The sequence below is a fragment of the Pantoea sp. GM01 genome, assembly GCF_000282675.1.
Classification (GTDB): Bacteria; Pseudomonadota; Gammaproteobacteria; order Enterobacterales; family Enterobacteriaceae; genus Pantoea; species Pantoea nemavictus.
The window spans coordinates 213533-234112 of sequence record NZ_AKIU01000028.1 but is presented as its reverse complement, the minus strand read 5'-3'; the positions used below and the strand labels follow the sequence as shown (position 1 = coordinate 234112).

Here is a 20580-nt window from a genome sequence, read left to right as displayed (position 1 = left end):
GAGATTTAATTCCCATAATTGAGAGGTGAAGATGTCTGCTTCGGAAACTGACGATCGCTTAGCGTCAAGACTGGCCGAATTGCGCGTGCAGCGCGGTTGGTCATTAGATGAATTGGCGATGGCGACCGGCATCAGTCGGGCTTCATTGTCGCGAATTGAGCGCGCTGAAACCAGCCCGACAGCCGCTTTGCTTAATCGGCTGTGTGTCGCTTACGGTTTGACCATGTCACGCCTGCTCAGCGAGGTGGAAGAGGAGGCGGCGCTGTTGCTGAAAGCGGAGCAGCAGCCGGTGTGGCATGATGCCGCCAGCGGTTTTCAGCGCCGCAACGTGTCGCCGCCCGCCAGCCATTTTAAAGCGGAGCTGGTGGAGGGCGTGCTGCGTCCTGGCGCGCGCATTGATTACGATGCACCGCCGGTGCAGGGGCTGGAGCAGCATATCTGGCTGCAATCGGGCGAGCTGACAATCTTGATGGATGACCAGCGCTGGACGCTGCAGGCGGGCGATTGCTTGCGCTTTCATCTCACCGGAAAATCCGCCTTCGAGGCCCACGCCGAAGGCGGCGCGCGCTACATTTTGGTGGTATGCAAACCATGATTGAGATCGAACCTCTCAGCGCCACCCAGGCGCAGCCGCTGCTGGCAGCGTTAAGTGATGTGCTGCAGGGCTGCGTGGCCGACGGTGCCAGCGTGGGCTTTATTGATGCGAGAGATCGCGCGGCGATTGAGCATTTCTGGCAGGACAAAATTTACAGCCTGGCGAGCGGCGACAACCAACTGCTGGTGGCGTATCAGCAGGGCGTGATTGTGGCGACGGTGATGGTGGGGTTCAGCGCGATGCCGAATGGTCGCCATCGTGCTGAGATCAGCAAGCTGCTGGTGCATCCGCGCGCGCGCCGTCAGGGCATTGCCCGCCGCCTGATGCAACAAGCCGAACAGCTGGCGCAGCAGCAGGGCAAAAGTTTGCTGGTGCTGGACACACGCAGCGGTGACGTGGCGACGGCGTTGTATTTGTCGATGGATTGGCAGATTGCCGGGGCGATTCCGCAGTATGCGGAGTCGACTGAAGGTGTGCTGGATGCGACAACGGTGATGTATAAGGTGTTGCGCTGATTTTCCCCTCACCTTAGCCCTCTCCCGCAAGCGGGCGAGGGAATCGATCGAGCTTGTATTCGTCATCGAGCTAGCATGTGGCTACGTCTCCCTCTCCCGTGGGAGAGGGCCGGGGTGAGGGCATCAGGCCGCACGATCCCGACCATGCACCAACTCAGTGCGCCGCTTCTGCCTCGGCTATCCCCAGCGCCTGCATAAACAGCTTAATAATCGGATTTATTTTGCGCCCCTTTTTCATCAGCAGACAAAACGGGTTCTCGCGACGAATTGAATCATCACCCAATTCGCATAGCTGACCGCGCGCAATAAACGCGGCGGCATAATGCTCCGGTAAATAACCAATAAAATGGCCGGTTAAAATCAACATAGCCACCGATTCCACTTGTACCGCTTGTACACCACTCTCCTGCAAGGGGATGATGCGACGATCGTCGCGTGGCGTTACATATAAATGATTAATGATTTTCTGCTCACGTAATGTTTCCAGCGATATACTCTTATCGCGCGAGCCTGAATATAGAGGGTGTGACATAGAACAATATAATTTTGAATATTCCTTATAAAGCGGAAAGTAATCAAAATCACTTTTCATTTCATAAACCGGTGCCACCCCACAATGAAAACGGCCTTCGCTGATGCCGCGCTCAATATCGTCTAATTGGGCGGTTTGTAATCGAATTTGTACCTTTGGCGCTTTCTGGTGCAGCTGTTGCACCGCGGCGGTGACCGGCGATTGCGGGTCAGAAATGGTGTTGTCTACCACGCAAATGGCGATATCACCCAGCAGTTCGTTGCGACTGTTGTGCAGCCGCTCACGAAACAGATTCAGCGACACAAACAGCTCCAGCGTGGCCTGATAAACGTTAATGCCATATTGCGTCAGCTCAAAACCTTCACGCCCGCGGCTGCATAACGTCATGCCGAGACGAATTTCCAGATCGGAAACCTGTTTACTGATTGCTGCCAGACCAATATTCAATTCGTGACTGGCGGCGGTTAATCCGCCGGCTTCTACCACGCATTTAAATACCCGCAGTAATTTTAAATCGATATTACTCAGTGCCAGAACCGCATTATCGCTGCGATTATTTGCATTGTTTCCGGACTGGGAAACTTTACTTTCCATTTTTGCTATTCAACTCCGGAATAATTGCGGTGATTGTACAGTGAACCTGAAATGCGCGGTATTTACTAGTTTGTTCATAAAATAAGTTTTTATTATCGCTAGTGGCGCATTCATCTCTTTTTCGTATCGCTGAAATTATCTGTAAGGGGAAATAGCATGTCTGATAATGCCGAACTGTTATGGGGCGCGCGTTTTAAAGCGGCACCGGCGGCGAGTTTAACCGCGCTGTCTCGTAGCCCGGATTATTACTTTGCATTGGCACCTTACGATCTGGCGGGCTGCCGGGCGCATGCCCGTGAACTGGCGCGCGGCGATCTGCTAAGCGCAGAAGAACTCAGCACCATGCTGGCGGCGATTGATGCGCTGGACGCCGATTATCGTGCTGGTCAACTGCATCCCATTGCTGCCGATGAAGATGTGCATACCTTTATCGAGCGTGCGCTGACCGAACGTTTAGGCCCGCTGGGCGGCAAGCTGCGCGCCGGACGTTCGCGTAACGATCAAACCGTTAACGACCTGCGTCTTTACCTGCGTGACAACGGCCGCAAAGTCGCCCGCGCGCTGCTGGAATTACAGCAGGCGCTGGTGGAGCAGGCGGCGCAGCACACCGAAAGCGTCGCGCCCGGTTTCACCCATTTACAGCAGGCGCAGCCGATTGTGTTCGGGCATCAGCTGCTGGCACATGCGCAATCCTTCGCTCGCGATATTGAACGCATGCAGGATTGGGATCGCCGCAGCGCGCGCTGTCCGCTCGGTGCCGCCGCCATGGCCGGCTCCGCGATTGCGCGCCAGCCGGAGCAAGCCGCTACCGATCTCGCCTATCTCGCGCCGTGCGAGAACTCCATCGACGCCGTTGCCAGCCGCGATTACGCCGCCGAATTTCTGTTTGTCACCAGCATGATTGGCATCAACCTGTCGCGTTTATGCGAAGAGGTGTGCATGTGGGCCTCGCGCCAGTTCCGCTGGGTCGAGCTGCACGACAGCTACGCCACCGGCAGCTCAATCATGCCGCAGAAGAAAAATCCGGATATCGCCGAGCTGACGCGCGGTCGCTCTGGCCGCCTGGTCGGCAACCTGATGGCGCTGCTCACCACCATGAAAGCAATGCCGCTCTCCTACAACCGCGATCTCAGCGACGACAAACGCAACGTGATTGATGCGGTCGATACGCTGCTGCTGGTGCTGCCGGCAATGGCGGGGATGATGGCGACGCTGAAATTCAATACCGAGGTGATGCGCGAGCAGGCACCAGACGGTTTCACGCTGGCCACCGAAGTGGCCGACTGGCTGGCGATGCGCGGCGTGCCGTTCCGTGAGGCGCATGAGATCACCGGCCAGCTGGTGCAATTGTGCGAGCGTGAAAACTGCGGCCTGTCAGATCTCAGTGATGCACAGCTGCAGGCGGTGGATGCGCGCTTAACGCCAGAAGTGCGCAGTGCCCTGACGCTGGAAGCCGCACTGGCGGCGCGCAGCGGTTACGGCGGCACCGCGCCGGCACGGGTGCGAGAGCAATTGGCGCGTCTGCAAACCCTGATGCAGGACCAGCAGCGCTGGACTGAAGATTACGCTGGCCCGCGCGCCTGAGGAGGCTTTTATGTCGTCAACGCCGATTGAGCCGAGTTTAAACAACAGCCGCGAGCAGACGCATTACGATCTCGATCGTTATCAGGTGGTGCCGCGCCGCTATTACGGCCGCATTACCGCATCCGCAGTGATTCTTATCCTGCTGGCGCTGCTGGTAAATGCCTTTGCCCACGGCAACATTGAGTGGTCCTTCGTTGGCCAGTTCTTTACCGCGCAGGCGATTCTTAACGGCGTGGTGAATACGCTAATCATGTCAGTGCTGGCGATGGGGCTTGGCATCCTGTTCGGCGTGATCACCGCCATCATGTACATGTCGCCAAACCCGGTGCTGCATTACATTGCCGTGGGTTACGCGTGGATCTTCCGCGGCACGCCGCTGATTTTGCAGCTGCTGCTGTGGTTTAACCTCGCGCTGGTGTTCCCGACCATCAGCATTCCCGGCCTGTTCAGCGTGCAAACCGTCAGCTTTATGACGCCGTTCCTTGCCGCGCTGCTCGGTTTGAGCATCAATCAGGGCGCCTATACCTCGGAAGTGGTGCGTGCAGGTTTGCTGTCGGTGGATACCGGACAGTACGAAGCAGCGAAAGCCATCGGCATGCCACGGCTGCAGGCGCTGCATCGCATCATTCTGCCGCAGGCGATGCGCGTGATTCTGCCGCCGGTCGGCAATGAGTTTATCAGCATGATCAAAACCACCAGCCTCGCCAGCATGATTCAGTACTCCGAACTGCTCTACAACACGCAAACCATCTACTTCGCCAACGCGCGCGTGATGGAGCTGCTGTTCGTGGCGGGCATCTGGTACCTGATTGTGGTCACGCTGCTGTCCTTTGGGCAGAGCCGACTGGAACGTTACTTCTCACGCGGCCATCGTCAGCGTCAGTAAGCAGGAGCCAAACATGAGAAACATCGTGCGCGCCGTCAAGGTGAACAAATATTTCGACCAGTTCCACGCCCTAAAGGATGTCAGCCTGGAAGTGAACTACGGCGAGGTGATGTGCATCCTCGGGCCGTCCGGTTCCGGCAAAAGCACCTTTTTACGCTGCATTAATCAGCTGGAGAAGGTCGATAAAGGCGGAATTTGGGTCGACAACGAACTGGCGGGCTATCGCATCGCCGGCAATAAATTGCATGCCTTAAGCGACAAGCAGATTGCGCGTCAGCGTCTGCAAACCGGCATGGTTTTCCAGCGCTTCAATCTGTTCCCGCATAAAACCGCGCTGGAGAACATCATTGAAGGGCCGTGTCGCGTCATGCTGCGTCCGAAGCGAGAAGCCTGTGAAGAGGCGATGGCGCTGCTGGATCGCGTTGGCATGGCGCATAAAGCGCACGACTATCCGCAGTCGCTCTCCGGCGGCCAGCAGCAGCGCGTGGCGATTGCCCGCGCGCTGGCGATGAAACCCAAACTGATGCTGTTTGACGAACCCACTTCGGCGCTGGATCCGGAGATGGTGGGCGAAGTGCTGGCGGTGATGCGCCAGCTGGCAAAAGAGGGCACCACCATGCTGGTGGTCACCCACGAAATGGGCTTTGCCCGCGAGGTGGCCAATCAGGTGGTGTTTATGGACGAGGGACGCATTATCGAGCAGGGCGCACCGGAAGACATTCTGCTGAACCCGCAAAATCCACGGATGAAAAACTTTATTAACGCGATTCTTCTTTAACGTGACCGGGGTGAATATGAAAAAGCTGTTATTGAGTGCCATCAGTGCCGCCGTGCTGCTGCAATCGTCTGCCTGGGCAGATATCGCCGTGCCTGCCGCCATCAAAGAGAAAGGGCTGACGGTCGCGATCATGCCGAACTATCCGCCGATGGATTTCAAAGATCCGGCGACTAACCAGCTGACCGGCGTGGATTACGATCTCGGCCAGGCGATTGGTGAAAAGCTGGGCGTGAAGATCAACTGGCAGGAGATCGCCTTCGAGCAGATGGTGAACGCGGTAGTGACCAAGCGTGTTGATCTGGTGATGTCCGGCATGACTGACACCAAAGAGCGTCAGCAGGTGGTGAATTTTATCGACTACTTCAAAACCGGCCCGCAGTTCTACACCCAATCCGCGCGCAGCGATATCAACAGCGCCATGGACCTGTGCGGTAAGAAAGTCGGCACCAGCCGTCGCACCACCTTCCCGCTGGAGATTGCCAACTGGTCCAAAGCGCACTGTGAAGCGGCTGGCAAGCCCGCCATCATCGTGGTCGGCGCCGAAGGCACCGCCGATGCGCGCACCCAGCTGCGTCAGAACCGTCTGGATGGCGTGGTGCAGGGCAGCGAAACCTTGCCGTACATCATGGATCTGGAAAAGGGTAAATATAAGCCACTCGATAAAGCCTTCTCCTTCCAGTACACCGGCATGGCGATTGGTAAAGATGCGACGGAGCTGACCACCGCAGTGCAGGCCGCTATCGACGCGATGATTGCTGACGGTTCATACCAGAAAATCCTCGGCAAATGGGGTCTGGCCGACAACGGCGTAACGAAAGCAACGGTCAACCAGGGCTAAAGGAGCGCGCAGATGCAACAACCGGGCGCAGTGCGCTGGCCGCAGGGTAAACGCGGCTGCATGGCGCTGGCGTTTGACCTCGACGGTCCTACCGGCGATGCCATGCTGAATGGCAGCCTGTGGTCAACGCCAGAGTATTTTACCTTTGGGGCTTACGGGCCGTACCGCGCGCTCGGGCGTCTGCTCGACCTGCTGCGCGCCTTCCAGATTCCCGCCACCTTTTTCGTTCCGGCGTGGGTGGTGGAGCAGTGGCCGCAGCAGTGTCAGGCGATTATTGAACAGGGCCACGAAGTGGCCTATCACGGCTATCGCCACGAATCGTTCTGGTCGATTTCGCCGGATGAACAGCGCGCGGTGATGGCGAAATCCGCTGAGATCTTTAAGCACTATCTTGGCATCACCGCCTGCGGTTTTCGTACGCCGTCGGGCGACTGGCATGCCGAAACGCCGCAGATTCTGCGCGACGCGGGCGTGATTTACTCCAGCAGCATGCGCGGCGACGATCGCCCCTACAGCATTCCAGTGGCGGGCCATACGCCGCTGGTGGAGATTCCCGGCAAGTGGGAGATGGACGATTACGCTTCACTGGCCTACACGCGCCAGCCTGATTTCCCGAAAGGCGGTGACCGTATCGCCAGCTATGCGCACACGCGTGATAACTGGCAGCGCGAGTTCGATGGCGCGATGGATGAAGGTTTGTGCCTCACCACGCTGTTCCATCCGAAAATCTCCGGGCAGCCGGGACGGCTTTTGCTGCTCGAACAGCTGTTTGAACATATGACGGCGCGCGATGACGTGTGGTTTGCGCGCTGCGACGCGGTGGCGCAGTGGTATTTGCAGGAGCAACAGCATGACTGAACCTTCACGCTGGCCGCTGGGCTTCCAGTCGGCGGCGATCCTCACTATCGATTTCAACGATATTCACGGCATTCTCACTCAGGCTCCGGCGGTGGCGGGGCGCGATAAAACGCTGTCGGTGTGGCGCTACGGCACGCTGCGCGGCGTCGATCGCGTGCTGGCGCTGCTGGCGGAAAAGCAGCTCAAAGCAACCTGGTGCATGCCTGCGATTGTCGCCGAAGAGCAGCCAGAATTAGTGCAGCGCATGGTGGCGGATGGCCATGAAATCGCCTGTAGCGGCGATGTGCATGAAGATTTCTCGGCTTTGACGCTGGAGCAGCAGATCGCCAGCGTGACGCGCGGCTGCGACAAACTGGCGCAGGTCGCCGGTCGCAATATCGTCGGCTTCCGCACACCCGCCGGACAGTGGAAACCGGGGCTGGCGCAGGCGCTGGTTGAGTGCGGCATTCGCTGGTCATCGAGCTGGCGCGGCGACGATTTGCCGTACTTCCATCCCGGCACGCGCTTAGTTGAGCTGCCGATGCACTACACGCTAGAAGATGAGCCGTACTTTGCTTTTAATCTCAGCCCGGCGATCCCGCCAGGCCAATCGCGCATCGCGCCCTATGGCGAAACGCTGGCGAACATGACGCAGGATTTCCACGGTTTCCACCGCTTTGGTCTGTGCTATTTGCTGCGGCTGCATCCGGAAATTATCGGCACCGCCGGACGCATTGGCCTGCTGCGTGCACTGCTCGACACGCTGCAACAGCACAACGTGTGGATCGCCACCGCTGAGCAGGTGGCGGCGCACTGGCAGACGCAGCCGGAGAATGATTTCTCGCATCCGGCGGAAGTGTTTAGCCGCATCATCGGAGGTGCGCATGGCGAGTACGCTTGATCAACTGGCGGCTTTTATCGCCGAGACCCACTTCGCACAACTGCCGCAGCCGCTGGTGGAGCAGGCGAAACGTCATCTGCTGGATACGCTCGGCGCCTCGCTGGCGGGCTGCGATAGCCCGATCTGGCGCGAGTGTCTGGCGCTGGTTAATGCAGAGGGCGGGCACGCACAGGCGCAGGTATGGGGCAGCGCGCAGCAGGTTAATGCGCGTCAGGCGGCATGGCTGAATGGCGTGGCGGCGCACATGTATGAACTGGATGATACCGGCGGCTGCGATCACTCCGGTGCGGTGGTGATCCCGGCGCTGCTGGCTGCGCTGCCGCTGGCAACGCAGCCGGTGGACGGTCAGGCGCTGCTCGTCGCGATGGTGATTGGCTATGACGTTGGTCGTCGGGTATTAGAAGCCTGTGGCGGTTACTCCGCCCACAACGGCGCGGGATGGCATTCCACCGCCAGCTGCGGCGTGTTTGGTGCGGCAGCGGCGGTGTGCTCGTTGCTGCAACTGGATCGCGCGCAGTGTGCTTCAGCGCTGGGAATTGCCGCCAGCTTCAGCGGCGGTTTATGGGGCTTTATCCACGACGGCTCGCATACAAAAAAGCTGCATGCCGCACGCGCCGCAGAAGGCGGCGTGCAGGCCGCGCTGCTGGCACAGCGCGGTATCAGCGGGCCTGCTGCAGTATTCGAAGAGCGTTGGGGCGGTTTCCTGCAGACCTTAGCGCCACAGACGCAGCAGCCGCAGGCGCTGACGGCGGATCTGGGCGAGGTGTGGAAGCTGGCGCGCTGCTCAATCAAGCCGTACGCATCCTGCCGTGGCACTCACGCGGCTATTGATGCGCTGAGTAGGTTACTGCAGCAGCATGATGTGCGGGTAGAGCAGATTGCGCGCATTGTGGTGGGCGTTAATCCGTTCCTGCTGGAGATGTGTGGTGGACGCGAGCTGCGCAGTCTGGCCGCGGCGCAGATGAGTTTGCCCTATGCGCTGGCGGCGCGCGCGCTGTATGGCTCAGCCGAGCTGGCGAGTTATGACGACGCTAAACGGCTTCATCCGGCTGTGGAAGCGCTGCTGGCGCGCATTGTGCTGGTGATCGATGAGCAGCAGAGCCGCGACGATGAGCCGTGGGTGCGGCTGGAAACCGTGCAGGGCGCGCAGTGGCAGCAGCACGTGCCGGTGCCGTCGGGCGCGCCGACTAATCCGTTAAGTCTTGAGGCACTGCTGGCGAAGTACCGCAGTCTGGCATTGCGCGTGCTGCCGCTGGAGCAGGTCGAACGGCTAGAAGCGATCTGTCTGGAGTTAGAGGAAGTGGCCGACGTGCGCGAAGTGGTGGGGCTGTTGGCGGTTAGGTGATTTTTCCCTCACCCTAACCCTCTCCCGCAAGCGGGAGAGGGGAACTGATCGAGCCAAAACATGCATAGGGCAGCGTCTCCCTCTCCCAGTGGGAGAGGGCCGGGGTGAGGGCATCAAACCGCGGAGGATAACCCCTCAATCCGCTCAATCGCCGCCAGCAACCTTGCTTCTGTCACCGCTTCGGCCATATTCGCCATATCCGGCGCGTGCACCGATTCACGCACAATCAGCGCCAGCTCACTCGCCGCTAAATCGGCAATTTCGCGCAGCGTCAGCGGTACGCCGCAGTCGCGCGCCAGGCGCATCTCATCCAGCACTTCCTCATCCGTGCGGTTCTCCAGCGCCAGCAAGCACAGGTTGCCGAAGCCGACCAGCAAGCCGTGGCCAAACTCGCGGGTTTTATCGCAGAAGGTAAAGCCTTCATAAATCGCATGCGAAGCCGCAGCATGCGCGCCGTTGCTCATCAGCGAGGTCAATCCGGCCCAGGTAAAAATCGCATCCAACACCTGATCGAGCGACGCGCTGCTCTCACCGCGCAGCACCGCGGCATAGGCTGCCGGGCCGTGTTCGGCAATCACGTCATAACAGATCCGGCTATGCGCCAGCGAAGAACGCGCGTTGCCTTCGCGCGCGGGATGACGGGCGCTGACTGCGCGGAACTCGTACCACTTGGCCAGCGTATCGCCCAAGCCAGCCGCCAGCCAGCGCGCGGGCGCGTTGGCCAGCAGCTCACTATCAATAATCACCGCCGCTGGAGCCTGCGGCAGCGGGAAGATATCGAAGAAATTGCCGTTGTCGTCATAGCGAATACTCAGCGGCGTCACCGCCGAACAGGTGGCGGCGATGGTCGGCAGCGTCACCACCGGCAAGCCGAGCTGCGCGCCGGCCGCTTTCACCGTATCCAGCGATTTACCGCCGCCAACGCCAATCAGCACCTCGGCGTGCAACTCGCTGGCGATGGCGGCCAGACGATTGATGTGCGTGATCGACGTTTCGCCGCCAAACCACTCTTGCGCCAGCAGCGTGACGTTAGCGGCCAGCAGCTGCGAACGCACCTGGCTTTCCACGGCCTGCAACGCCTGATGGCCACCAATGAGCAGCGCACGCTGGCCGAGTCCGGCACAAATCGCGCCCAGTTGATTGATCACTCCAGCACCGCGTAGCACGCGCGCCGGGAACACCAGATTCTGTTGTGTCATCACTTGTTCTCTGTGTAACGGACGCCGGGCAACACGCACAGCATCTCATAAAGGATATTGGCCGCCAGCTGTGAGGTCATGCCGCTGATGTCATACGGCGGCGACACTTCCACCAGATCGCCGCCCACCAGGTTCAGCCCACGGCAGCCGCGCACGATCTCCAGCCCCTGCATCGAGGTCAAACCGCCCACTTCCGGCGTACCGGTACCGGGCGCCCAGGCGGGATCGAAGCTGTCGATGTCGTAAGAGAGATACACCGGGCCGTCGCCGATACGCGCGCGCACCTCGGCCATCAGCGGCGTCATCGAGCGATACCAGCACTGCTCGGCAGGCACCAGATGAAAGCCCTGATCGACGCCCCATTGAAAATCGTCGGCGGCATAACCCTGCGCGCGTTGGCCAATCTGCACCACGCGCTGACAATCAAGCAGGCCTTCCTCCACCGCGCGGCGGAAGGTGGTGCCGTGCGCGATCTTCTCGCCAAACATCTCATCGTTGGTATCGGTATGCGCATCGATATGAATCAGGCCCATCGGCCCATGCTTCTTCGCCAGCGCGCGCAAAATTGGCAGCGTCAGCGTGTGATCGCCACCGAGCGTTAAGGGGATAATCGGCCAGTTATTCAGCTCGGTATAATAGCTTTCAATGATATCGACCGATTTCAGCAAGCTGTAGGTGTTGATCGGCACATCACCGAGATCGCCAACGCGCAGCGAATCAAACGGCGCCGCGCCGGTGGCCATGTTGTAAGGGCGAATCATCACCGAATCGGCGCGAATGGCACGCGGCCCGTAGCGTGTGCCGCTGCGCTGCGAGGTGCCGATATCCAGCGGGATGCCAACAAAAGCCACATCTAAATCAGCCGGGGATTCCGCGGCGGGCAGACGCATCATGGTGCCGCGTCCGGCGAAACGAGGCATTTCATTACCGCCTTGCGGCTGAGGGAAATCGGTCATCATAGGCTCCTGCGGCTAAGTGAAGCCCATCATTACCCGGTTGGCTGACGGGAAAAATCCTTGACAGCAGATAATCACTTCAGAGATTACTTAACTTTAGTCAGCAATCACTGAAGGAAAATCGGTGCAGACGCTTCCCAATCTTAAACTGCTGCAGGTGTTTGCCAGCGTGGTGGAAAATCAGGGCTATTCTCGCGCGCAGCAGGCGCTGAACATGACCACGCCCGCCATCAGCGCCTACATGAGCGAGCTGGAAAGCCAGCTCGGTTTTATTCTGTGTCAGCGCGGGCGCGGCGGCTTTACGCTCACCAGCAAAGGCGAGCAGTTTTATCGTTACAGCCAGGAGATGCTGGCGACGCTGGCGGGCTGGCAGGAGCAGGTGGAAACGCTGAAAAGCGCGCAGGGTGGGACGTTCTCGCTGGGCGTGGTGGATGCCACCGTCACCGACAGCACGCTGGATCTGCCCGCCGCCATTGCCCGCTTCAACCAGCGCTTTCCGGCGGTGTTTTTTAACCTGAGCGTGCGCGATCCCAATGAGCTGCAGCAGCAATTGCTGGAGGATCGGCTCGATTTGGCGATTGGCCACTTTCCGCTGCGTGCCAGCAATCTGGTGACCATCCCGCTGTATGAGGAGCAGCATTGGCTCTATTGCAGCCCGGAACATCCGCTGGCTGAGGGCCATCCCGATGTGCGTACCGTGCAGCAAACCGGCATGGTGACGCGACGTTACTGGAATCAACAGGAGCTGAACAAGCGCGGTTTCCGCCAGAGCAACGCGTCGGTGGAGAGTATCGAAGCGCAGCTGACGCTGATTCTCTCCGGCCGTTTTATCGGTTATCTGCCCGAACACTACGCGCGCAGCGGAGAACAGCAGGGCGCGCTGTGCCGCCTGCTGCCGCACCATTTCCACTTCCGCGCACCCTTCTCCTTTGCTTTTCGCCGCGGGCGCGCGCGTGAAACGCTGATCCGCGCGATGCGTGAAATTCTGAATCCAGCGCGAAAAAATAGCAGCGAAAGCTGACGCTGCGCCAATACTGTGTAAAAATACAGGACAATTCAGCAAACAGTAATGAATATGGCCCTGACAGCAGCGATAAAAAGCCAGATTGCGCAATGGTATAAGGCGCTGCAGCAGCAGGTTCCTGACTTTATCCCGCGCGCGCCGCAGCGCCAGATGATTGCCGAGGTGGCGAAAAGTCTGGCCGGTGACGAAGGGCGCCATCTGGCGATTGAAGCGCCAACCGGCGTAGGAAAAACCCTCTCGTATCTGATTCCCGGCATCGCGGTGAGCCGCGCCGAGGAAAAACGGCTGGTGATCAGCACCGCCAATGTGGCGTTGCAGGATCAGATCTTCACGAAGGATCTGCCGCTGCTGAAGAAAATTATCCCCGATCTCACCTTTACCGCGGCCTTTGGCCGAGGACGCTATGTCTGCCCGCGTAACCTTGCGGCGCTGGCGGCTACCGAGGATCAGCAGGGCGATTTATTGCTCTATCTCGATGAAGAGGCGGTGAGCGGTTCCAAAGAGGAGCAGAAATTCTGCGCCAAACTGGAGAAACAACTCAGCAGCTACCGCTGGGATGGTTTGCGCGATCACACCGATGTCACCATCGACGATAGCCTGTGGAAGCGCCTCTCAACCGACAAAGCCAACTGCCTTGGCCATCACTGTCGCTGGTATCGCGAATGCCCGTTCTTTGTTGCGCGCCGCGAAATTGAGCAGGCGGATGTGGTGGTGGCGAACCATGCCTTGGTGATGGCGGCGATGGAGAATGAATCGGTGCTGCCGCCGGCAAAAAACCTGATGCTGGTGCTGGATGAAGGTCATCATTTGCCAGAAGTGGCACGCGATGCGCTGGAGATGAGTGCGGAAATCACGCCGGGCTGGAGCAGTTTGCAGCTCGATCTGTTCGTGCGGCTGGTAGAGACCATCATGGCGCAGTTTCGGCCAAAATCGCCGCCGCCGCTCACCAATCCGGAACGCCTCAAAGGCCACTGCGATGAAATGCGCGAGCTGCTGCAAATTCTCTGCGACGCCCTCAATCCGCTGCTGCCGGGCAACAATCAACCGGGCGAATTCCGCTTTGTGCTGGGCGAACTGCCAGAAGAGTTGATCAGCCTCTGCGCGCGGCTGTTTAAGCTCAGCGATGCGCTGCGCGGCTTGAGTGAAGGATTGCTCAACGAGCTCGGCGATCAAACCGGGAAAGCCGACATTATGCGGCTGCATAAAGCCATCATTCAGCTCAATCGCCATTTCGGCTGGTTCGAATCGATCAGCAAACTGTGGCGGCTGGCGGCGATGGAGAAAGCCTCGAATGCACCGGTATCGAAATGGATTACGCGTGAAATTCGTGAAGGCCAGGCGCATCTGCTGTTCCACTGCGCGGGCATTCGCGTTAGCGATCAGCTGGAAAAAATCCTGTGGCGCAAAATCCCGCACGTGGTGGTGACCTCTGCGACGCTGCGATCGCTGAACAGCTTTAACCGATTGCAGGAGATGTCTGGCCTGAGCGAAAAAGCGGGCGATCGTTTTGTGGCGCTGGATTCGCCGTTTAACCATATCGAACAAGGCAAGCTGGTTATCCCGCAGATGCAGTTTGAGCCGCTGATGGCGCAGGAAGCGGAACACATCGCTGAGATGGCGCGCTTTTTCCGCCAGCAAATTGCCGAAGAGCAGCACAAAGGCGTGCTGGTGCTGTTCGCCAGCGGGCGCGCGATGCAGCAGTTTGTCAGCCACGTTACCGATCTGCGCCTGTCGATGCTGGTGCAGGGCGATCAACCGCGTTCGCGGCTGGTGGCGCTGCATCGGGAACGCGTCGAATCCGGCAAAACCAGTATTTTAGTTGGGCTGCAATCGTTCGCCGAAGGGCTGGATTTGAAGGGCGATCTGCTGTCGCAGGTGCATATCCATAAAATCGCTTTTCCGCCGGTGGACAGTCCGGTAATTTTGACCGAGGGCGAATGGCTGAAGAGCCTGAAACGTTACCCTTTCGAGGTGCAGAGCTTGCCGAGCGCCTCCTTTACTCTGATTCAGCAGGTAGGACGTTTGATTCGCAGCCACAGCTGCTTTGGCGAAATCGTGATTTACGATCGCCGCCTGCTCAACAAAGCCTACGGCAGCCGACTGCTGGCCGCATTACCGGTGTTCCCGATTGAGCAACCGCCGATGCCGGAAGCCAGCGGTGAAAAAGCAAAAAAACGCCGCAGTAAGAAAACCTAATTATCAATGTTGGCAGCCGCATGGCGGCGCGCCCTGGAAGCGGGAATGCCTGATGGAACTGAACAAAATCATTAAAGAGATTGGGCGCGGTAAAAATCACGCGCGTGATATCGATTTCGACACCGCGCAGGCGTTGTACCGCGCGATGCTGGCGGGTGAAGTGCCGGAGCTGGAGCTGGGTGGCATCCTGATTGCGTTGCGTATCAAAGGCGAAGGCGAAGAGGAGATGCGTGGTTTTTATCACGCCATGCAGCAGCAGATGATGCAGCTGCAGGCACCTGCTAACCGCCCAATGCCGATTGTTATCCCCAGCTATAACGGCGCACGACGCCAGGGCAATCTGACGCCGCTGCTGGCGCTGCTGCTGGTCAAACTCGGCTTCCCGGTGCTGCTGCACGGCGTCAGCGATGATCCGACGCGCATCACCTCCGAAGCGGTGCTGGCGGCGCTGGACATCGCGCCGGTAACGTCTGCTGAACAGGCGCAGGCGAAGCTGGATAACGGCGAGCTGGCGTTTATCACCATCGACAACCTCTGTGCGCCGATGGCGAAACAGCTGTCGCTGCGCTGGCGCATGGGCGTGCGCAACAGCGCGCATACGCTGGCGAAGCTGGCCACGCCGTTTGCTGAGCGTGCGGCACTGCGCCTGGCCAGCGTGTCGCATCCGGAATATGTGCCGCGCGTGGGCAAATTCTTCCAGGATATTGATGCTCCGGCGATTCTGTTGAATGGCACGGAAGGTGAGGTGTACGCCAATCCGCAGCGCTGTCCGGCTATCAATTACATGCGCGGCGCGGGTAGCGAAGCGGAAGTGTGGGTTGAGCGCCAGCAGGAAGTGAGCGTGGAACTGCCGGAAAGCAAAAGCGCAGCGGATACCGCCGCGTGGATCAAGCAGGTGTTAGCCGGTGAACGCGCGGTGCCGCAGGCGCTGCGACTGCAGCTGGCATGCTGTTTGGTGGCGACCGGTGAATCGGCCAACCTGGCGGATGCGGAAACGCGTTTGCAATTGGCAGAGATTTAATCAAATGGGTGTTGCTGCCCGGTGCGCATTAATGCGCACCCTACAGGTTTCGTAGGGGCGCCATGCATGGCGACCGCGATCAGGCTTTCGCCAGCACGCTCTCCACTAACTGCTGCCAGAAGGTAATGCCGATTGGCAGCAGCTCATCGTTAAAGTCGTAGTTGGCGTTATGCAGCGGTGCGGAAGGTGTCGCGCCATCGGCACCTAACCAGAAATAAGCGCCGGGACAGGCTTCCAGCATGCAGGCAAAATCTTCGGATGCCATGGAAGGGTTAACCTGCCAGTTGACCTGCGCTTCACCGAGCAGATCGACACCGACCGCGCGCACCTGTTCTGCCTGCTCGGCATGGTTGGCGGTGACCGGATAACCGGGATACCAGTGAATCTCGCCGCTAACGCCAAACGGGCGCGGCAAGGTAGTGACAAAATCCTCAATCAGACCGCGCACGCGATTGCGTACGTCGGTCTGCAAACATCGCACCGTGCCGCGCAACACGATCTGCTCAGGAATGACGTTAATCGCTTCGCCGCCGTGAATCTGTGTCACGCTCACCACGGCGGAGGCCAGCGGCGACAGGCGACGAGAAGGAATGGTTTGCAGCGCCAGAATCAGTTCCGCCGCCACAACCATCGGATCGGCACCGCTTTCCGGCATCGCCGCATGACAGCTTTTACCGTGCAGGGTAATTTCAAACGAATCGAGTGACGCCATCATCGCGTCCGGATTTACCGCCAGCGTTCCTACCGGCATCCCCGGCCAGTTGTGCATGGCGTAAACCGCATCCATCGGGAAGCGCTGGAACAGACCCTCTTCCACCATCTTGCGTGCGCCACCGAGGTTCTCCTCTGCAGGCTGGAAGATAAAGTGGAGTGTGCCGCTGAAGTTACGCGTGGCGGCGAGCTGACAGGCTGCGGCCAGCAGAATGGCGGTGTGGCCATCGTGACCGCAGGCGTGCATGACGCCGGTTTTCTGTGACTTCCACTGCGGAGTGCCTTTTTCGGTAATCGGCAACGCGTCCATATCGGCACGCAGGCCAATAATCGGACCGGGACCGTTTTCTAATGTGCCAATGACGCCAGTGCCCGCCAGGCCACGAAACACCTGTAATCCGGCATCAGCCAGAACGTTAGCGACCAGCTCGCTGGTTTGCTGCTCCTGGTAACCCAGCTCAGGATATTGATGTAACTGACGACGCCAGTGCAGGGCGTTTTCCAGCAGGACAGCAGGCAGGCTCATAAGGTAAGGCTCTCCATCAGCAGCAGTGGCTGCAAAATAATGTATTTACTGTAGTGGCAAGCGCATGGCGGCGTCTATCGTGGAGCGTAAGAATTTGGCTATAGGGTATAGCGGAATGGAATATAGCGAACGGGCTGGTAAGCTCCTTCTCCCGCTTGCGGGAGAAGGCTGGGATGAGGGGAATGCTGCACAATGTTGAAAGGTGCGCGCTGTACCTCACCCTAACCCTCTCCCGCAGGCGGGAGAGGGGATTGATCGGCGTGCGCGGGTTGGACGTTATTTCTGCATTGGCAGGTTTAGGCCGTGCTCCTGCGCGCAGCTTTGCGCTAATTCGTAACCTGCATCCGCGTGACGCATTACGCCAGTGGCCGGATCGTTCCACAGCACGCGGCCCAAACGCGCGTCCGCCTCTTTGCTGCCGTCACAGACAATCACCACGCCGGAGTGCTGTGAGAAGCCCATGCCGACGCCGCCGCCATGATGCAGGCTCACCCAAGTCGCGCCGCCCGCGGTGTTCAGCAAGGCATTCAGCAGCGGCCAGTCTGAAACCGCATCTGAACCATCTTTCATCGCTTCGGTTTCACGGTTCGGTGAAGCCACGGAACCGCAATCCAGGTGATCGCGACCAATCACAATGGGCGCTTTCAGCTCGCCGTTACGCACCATTTCGTTGAACGCCAGCGCCGCTTTGTGACGCTCGCCGAGTCCCAGCCAGCAGATACGCGCCGGTAAGCCCTGGAAGGCAATACGCTCCTGCGCCATATCCAGCCAGCGATGCAGATTCTGGTGATCCGGGAACAGCTCTTTCAGTTTGGCATCGGTCTTGTAGATATCCTCGGCATCGCCCGACAGCGCTACCCAGCGGAACGGGCCTTTGCCTTCACAGAACAGCGGACGAATATAGGCGGGCACAAAGCCGGGGAAATCGAAGGCATTCTTCACGCCTTCATCCAGCGCCACCTGACGGATATTGTTACCGTAATCCACGGTCGGCACGCCCATGTGATGGAAATCGAGCATCGCCTGCACATGTACCGCCATGGAGGCACGCGCGGCTTTCTCCACCGCCTTCGGATTGCTGACGCGCTCAGCTTCCCAGCGCGCCACATCCCAACCCACCGGCAGATAGCCGTTGATCGGATCGTGCGCCGAGGTCTGATCGGTGACGATATCCGGCTTCATGCCGCCTGCTTTGGCACGTTTTACCAGCTCTGGCACAATTTCAGCGGCGTTGCCCAGCAGGCCAACAGAAATAGCGCGCTTCTCTTTATTCGCCTGATCGATCAGTTCCAGCGCGTCGTCGAGCGTGTAGGCTTTGTGGTCGACATAGCGGGTGCGGATACGGAAATCGATACGCGACTCCTGGCACTCAATGGCTAACACGCTGGCACCGGCCAATACGCCCGCCAGCGGTTGTGCGCCGCCCATGCCGCCCAAACCGGCGGTGAGGATCCAGCGACCGCTCAGATCGCTGTCGTAATGCTGGCGACCTGCTTCGGCGAAGGTCTCAAACGTTCCCTGCACGATGCCCTGCGCACCGATGTAGATCCACGATCCGGCCGTCATCTGGCCGTACATCATCAGGCCTTTTTTATCCAGCTCGTGGAAGTGATCCCACGTCGCCCAATGCGGTACCAGGTTGGAGTTGGCCAGCAGCACGCGCGGCGCATCGGCATGGGTACGGAACACGCCCACCGGTTTGCCAGACTGGATCAGCAGCGTCTCTTCCGGCTGTAACGCACGTAGCGAACGCAGGATCTGCTCGAAGCATTCCCAGTTGCGTGCGGCTTTACCGATGCCGCCGTACACCACCAGATCTTCCGGGCGCTCCGCCACGTCAGGATCGAGGTTGTTCTGGATCATGCGGTAGGCCGCTTCAATCAACCAGTTGGCGCAGTGCAATTCATTACCGCGCGGCGCACGGATTTCACGGGCTACAGCCTGAGTCAAAGTTTCGCTCATCATCGATTCCTTAATTAACAGTCTTACGCTTACTTGGCAGCAGCGCGGTAAGGGATTCTGGCCAGGCTGAATCGCTGGCCCACAGGCGCATGGATTCAATATCCGGCGCCAGTAAACGGTCGTGATCGAGGAAGGCCACGTTCGCGCGGATGCGGCGCATCTCTTGCTCTAGCGTTGGCGAGCTCTGCAGCGGGCGGTGGAAATCGATACCTTGCGCGGCGGCCATCGCTTCAATGCCTACCACAGCGGCGGTGTTAAAGCACATGCTGCCGAGGCGGCGGGCGGCGTAAGTGGCCATTGAGACGTGATCTTCCTGGTTGGCCGAGGTCGGCAGGCTGTCAACGCTGCCCGGGTGCGCGAGCGATTTATTCTCGGAAGCCAGCGCCGCTGCCGTCACCTGCGCAATCATAAAGCCGGAGTTAACACCGCCGTCGTTGACGAGGAACGGTGGCAGGCCAGAAAGACCGGTATCCAGCAGCAGCGCCAGACGACGCTCGGAAATGGCACCGATTTCGGCAATCGCCAGCGCCAGAATGTCGGCGGCAAAGGCGACCGGCTCGGCGTGGAAGTTGCCGCCGGAGATGACATCGCCGCTGTCGCTGAACACCAGCGGGTTATCGGAAGCCGCGTTAGCTTCAATCTGCAACACGCGCGCGGCGTGCGTCAGGTTATCAAGGCAGGCGCCCATCACCTGTGGTACGCAGCGAATCGAGTAGGGATCCTGCACGCGGCCACAGTGGGTGTGCGAGCTGAGAATTTCGCTACCGGCTAATAAAGAGGAGACGGCGGCGGCGACGTTGATCTGTCCCACCTGACCGCGCGCCTCGTGAATACGCGCATCATAAGGTTTTACTGAACCTTTGATCGCTTCCAGCGATAACGCACCGGCCATCAAGCCAGCGGCGAACAGATTTTCCGCTTCGAACAGGCCGCGCAACGCCAGCGCAGTTGAGACCTGGGTGCCATTCAATAGCGCCAGGCCCTCTTTTGGCCCCAGCACGATTGGCGGTAAGCCAACGCGCGCCAACCCTTCGGTAGCGGGGATCAGTTCGCCATCCACGCGCACCTGGCCTTCGCCGAGCAGCATCAGCGACATGTGCGCCAGCGGTGCCAGATCGCCGGATGCGCCGACTGATCCTTTTTCCGGAATACACGGCATCACACCGGCGTTGAACAGCGCCAGCAGGGCTTCGATCAGTTCGATGCGCACGCCGGAATGACCGCGTGCCAGGCTAATAATTTTGGTGGCCACCACCAAACGCGCAACATTGTCGGGCAGCAGATCGCCCAACCCCACGCTGTGCGACAGCACCAGATTGCGTTGCAGTTCGGCCAATCGCGCCGAGGGGATCTGCGTCTGCGCCAGCTTGCCGAAACCGGTATTGATGCCGTACACCACGTTGCCGGATGCGACGATGGCATCAACGGTTTCATGGGCACGATCGATCGCCGCACGCGCGTCATCCGCCAACGTGAGCGTAACCTTGCTTTGATAGATGGTGCGCAAGGTCGCGAGGTCCACTTCACCGGGAACGAGGCGAATTTCCTGAACCGAACCTGACATAGTCTACTCCTGTCTA

18 protein-coding genes are annotated in these 20580 nt (G+C 59.3%); 12 read left to right on the top strand and 6 right to left on the bottom strand.

Features of this window, described 5'->3' with window-relative positions; all coding sequences use genetic code 11:
- Positions 1-31: 31 nt before the first annotated feature.
- Both PMI17_RS07575 and PMI17_RS07570 read left to right on the top strand, forming a co-directional pair.
- Positions 32-595, top strand: a complete 564-nt coding sequence (locus PMI17_RS07575; protein WP_007887818.1) for a helix-turn-helix domain-containing protein — start codon at positions 32-34, stop codon at positions 593-595.
- Complete coding sequence (locus tag PMI17_RS07570; protein ID WP_007887816.1) at positions 592-1110, top strand: GNAT family N-acetyltransferase; 519 nt, start codon at positions 592-594, stop codon at positions 1108-1110. Before PMI17_RS07575 ends, PMI17_RS07570 begins: the two co-directional genes overlap by 4 nt.
- A gap of 154 nt (positions 1111-1264) precedes the next feature.
- On the opposite strand, the gene PMI17_RS07565 is transcribed toward PMI17_RS07570, so the two are convergent.
- Positions 1265-2236 carry a LysR family transcriptional regulator gene (locus PMI17_RS07565; RefSeq protein ID WP_007887814.1) on the bottom strand — a complete coding sequence of 324 codons (972 nt, stop codon included), beginning with the start codon at positions 2234-2236 and terminating at the stop codon, positions 1265-1267.
- 156 nt (positions 2237-2392) lie between these two features.
- Between PMI17_RS07565 and argH the strand changes: the two genes are divergently transcribed.
- Genes argH through PMI17_RS07530 form a run of 7 tightly spaced genes read left to right on the top strand, consistent with a single transcriptional unit; the run spans position 2393 to position 9405 of the window.
- On the top strand, positions 2393-3820 hold the full coding sequence (argH, locus tag PMI17_RS07560) for an argininosuccinate lyase (protein ID WP_007887811.1): 1428 nt from the start codon (positions 2393-2395) through the stop codon (positions 3818-3820).
- A 10-nt stretch (positions 3821-3830) separates the two neighbouring features.
- Positions 3831-4706 (top strand): amino acid ABC transporter permease, encoded by an 876-nt coding sequence (locus PMI17_RS07555; protein WP_007887802.1) that lies wholly within the window; start codon positions 3831-3833, stop codon positions 4704-4706.
- Between the two features lie 13 nt (positions 4707-4719).
- On the top strand, positions 4720-5484 hold the full coding sequence (locus PMI17_RS07550) for an amino acid ABC transporter ATP-binding protein (RefSeq protein ID WP_007887797.1): 765 nt from the start codon (positions 4720-4722) through the stop codon (positions 5482-5484).
- 16 nt (positions 5485-5500) lie between these two features.
- The gene (locus tag PMI17_RS07545; RefSeq protein ID WP_007887796.1) at positions 5501-6322 is read left to right on the top strand and encodes an ABC transporter substrate-binding protein; all 822 of its coding nucleotides are present in this window, start codon (positions 5501-5503) and stop codon (positions 6320-6322) included.
- Positions 6323-6334: 12 nt separating this feature from the next.
- Complete coding sequence (locus tag PMI17_RS07540; RefSeq protein ID WP_007887795.1) at positions 6335-7180, top strand: polysaccharide deacetylase; 846 nt, start codon at positions 6335-6337, stop codon at positions 7178-7180.
- Entirely contained in the window at positions 7173-8060 is an 888-nt protein-coding gene (locus PMI17_RS07535; protein WP_007887794.1) for a polysaccharide deacetylase, read from the top strand. The genes PMI17_RS07540 and PMI17_RS07535 overlap by 8 nt, the downstream gene beginning before the upstream one ends.
- Positions 8044-9405, top strand: coding sequence for an MmgE/PrpD family protein (locus PMI17_RS07530; RefSeq protein WP_007887793.1), 1362 nt, complete (start codon positions 8044-8046; stop codon positions 9403-9405). Before PMI17_RS07535 ends, PMI17_RS07530 begins: the two co-directional genes overlap by 17 nt.
- A gap of 113 nt (positions 9406-9518) precedes the next feature.
- Here the strand turns inward: PMI17_RS07530 and PMI17_RS07525 are convergent, their stop codons facing one another.
- Both PMI17_RS07525 and speB read right to left on the bottom strand, forming a co-directional pair.
- Positions 9519-10604, bottom strand: coding sequence for an iron-containing alcohol dehydrogenase family protein (locus PMI17_RS07525; protein WP_007887792.1), 1086 nt, complete (start codon positions 10602-10604; stop codon positions 9519-9521).
- Positions 10604-11560 (bottom strand): agmatinase, encoded by a 957-nt coding sequence (gene speB / locus PMI17_RS07520; RefSeq protein WP_007887791.1) that lies wholly within the window; start codon positions 11558-11560, stop codon positions 10604-10606. The genes PMI17_RS07525 and speB overlap by 1 nt, the downstream gene beginning before the upstream one ends.
- Before the next feature lie 124 nt (positions 11561-11684).
- Between speB and PMI17_RS07515 the strand changes: the two genes are divergently transcribed.
- Genes PMI17_RS07515 through ybiB form a run of 3 tightly spaced genes read left to right on the top strand, consistent with a single transcriptional unit; the run spans position 11685 to position 15801 of the window.
- Entirely contained in the window at positions 11685-12581 is an 897-nt protein-coding gene (locus tag PMI17_RS07515) for a LysR family transcriptional regulator (RefSeq protein ID WP_007887790.1), read from the top strand.
- Between the two features lie 54 nt (positions 12582-12635).
- On the top strand, positions 12636-14780 hold the full coding sequence (gene dinG / locus PMI17_RS07510; RefSeq protein ID WP_036620540.1) for an ATP-dependent DNA helicase DinG: 2145 nt from the start codon (positions 12636-12638) through the stop codon (positions 14778-14780).
- A 52-nt stretch (positions 14781-14832) separates the two neighbouring features.
- Positions 14833-15801 (top strand): DNA-binding protein YbiB, encoded by a 969-nt coding sequence (ybiB, locus tag PMI17_RS07505; RefSeq protein ID WP_007887786.1) that lies wholly within the window; start codon positions 14833-14835, stop codon positions 15799-15801.
- 79 nt (positions 15802-15880) lie between these two features.
- Here ybiB and PMI17_RS07500 read toward each other — a convergent pair whose 3' ends face one another.
- The 3 genes from PMI17_RS07500 to hutH form a co-directional block, all read right to left on the bottom strand.
- Entirely contained in the window at positions 15881-17038 is a 1158-nt protein-coding gene (locus PMI17_RS07500) for a M20 aminoacylase family protein (RefSeq protein ID WP_007887785.1), read from the bottom strand.
- Positions 17039-17314: 276 nt separating this feature from the next.
- A complete protein-coding gene (gene hutU, locus PMI17_RS07495; RefSeq protein ID WP_007887784.1) occupies positions 17315-19000 on the bottom strand; it encodes a urocanate hydratase in 1686 nt (561 codons plus the stop codon).
- Between the two features lie 10 nt (positions 19001-19010).
- On the bottom strand, positions 19011-20564 hold the full coding sequence (hutH, locus tag PMI17_RS07490; RefSeq protein WP_007887781.1) for a histidine ammonia-lyase: 1554 nt from the start codon (positions 20562-20564) through the stop codon (positions 19011-19013).
- Positions 20565-20580: the final 16 nt, after the last annotated feature.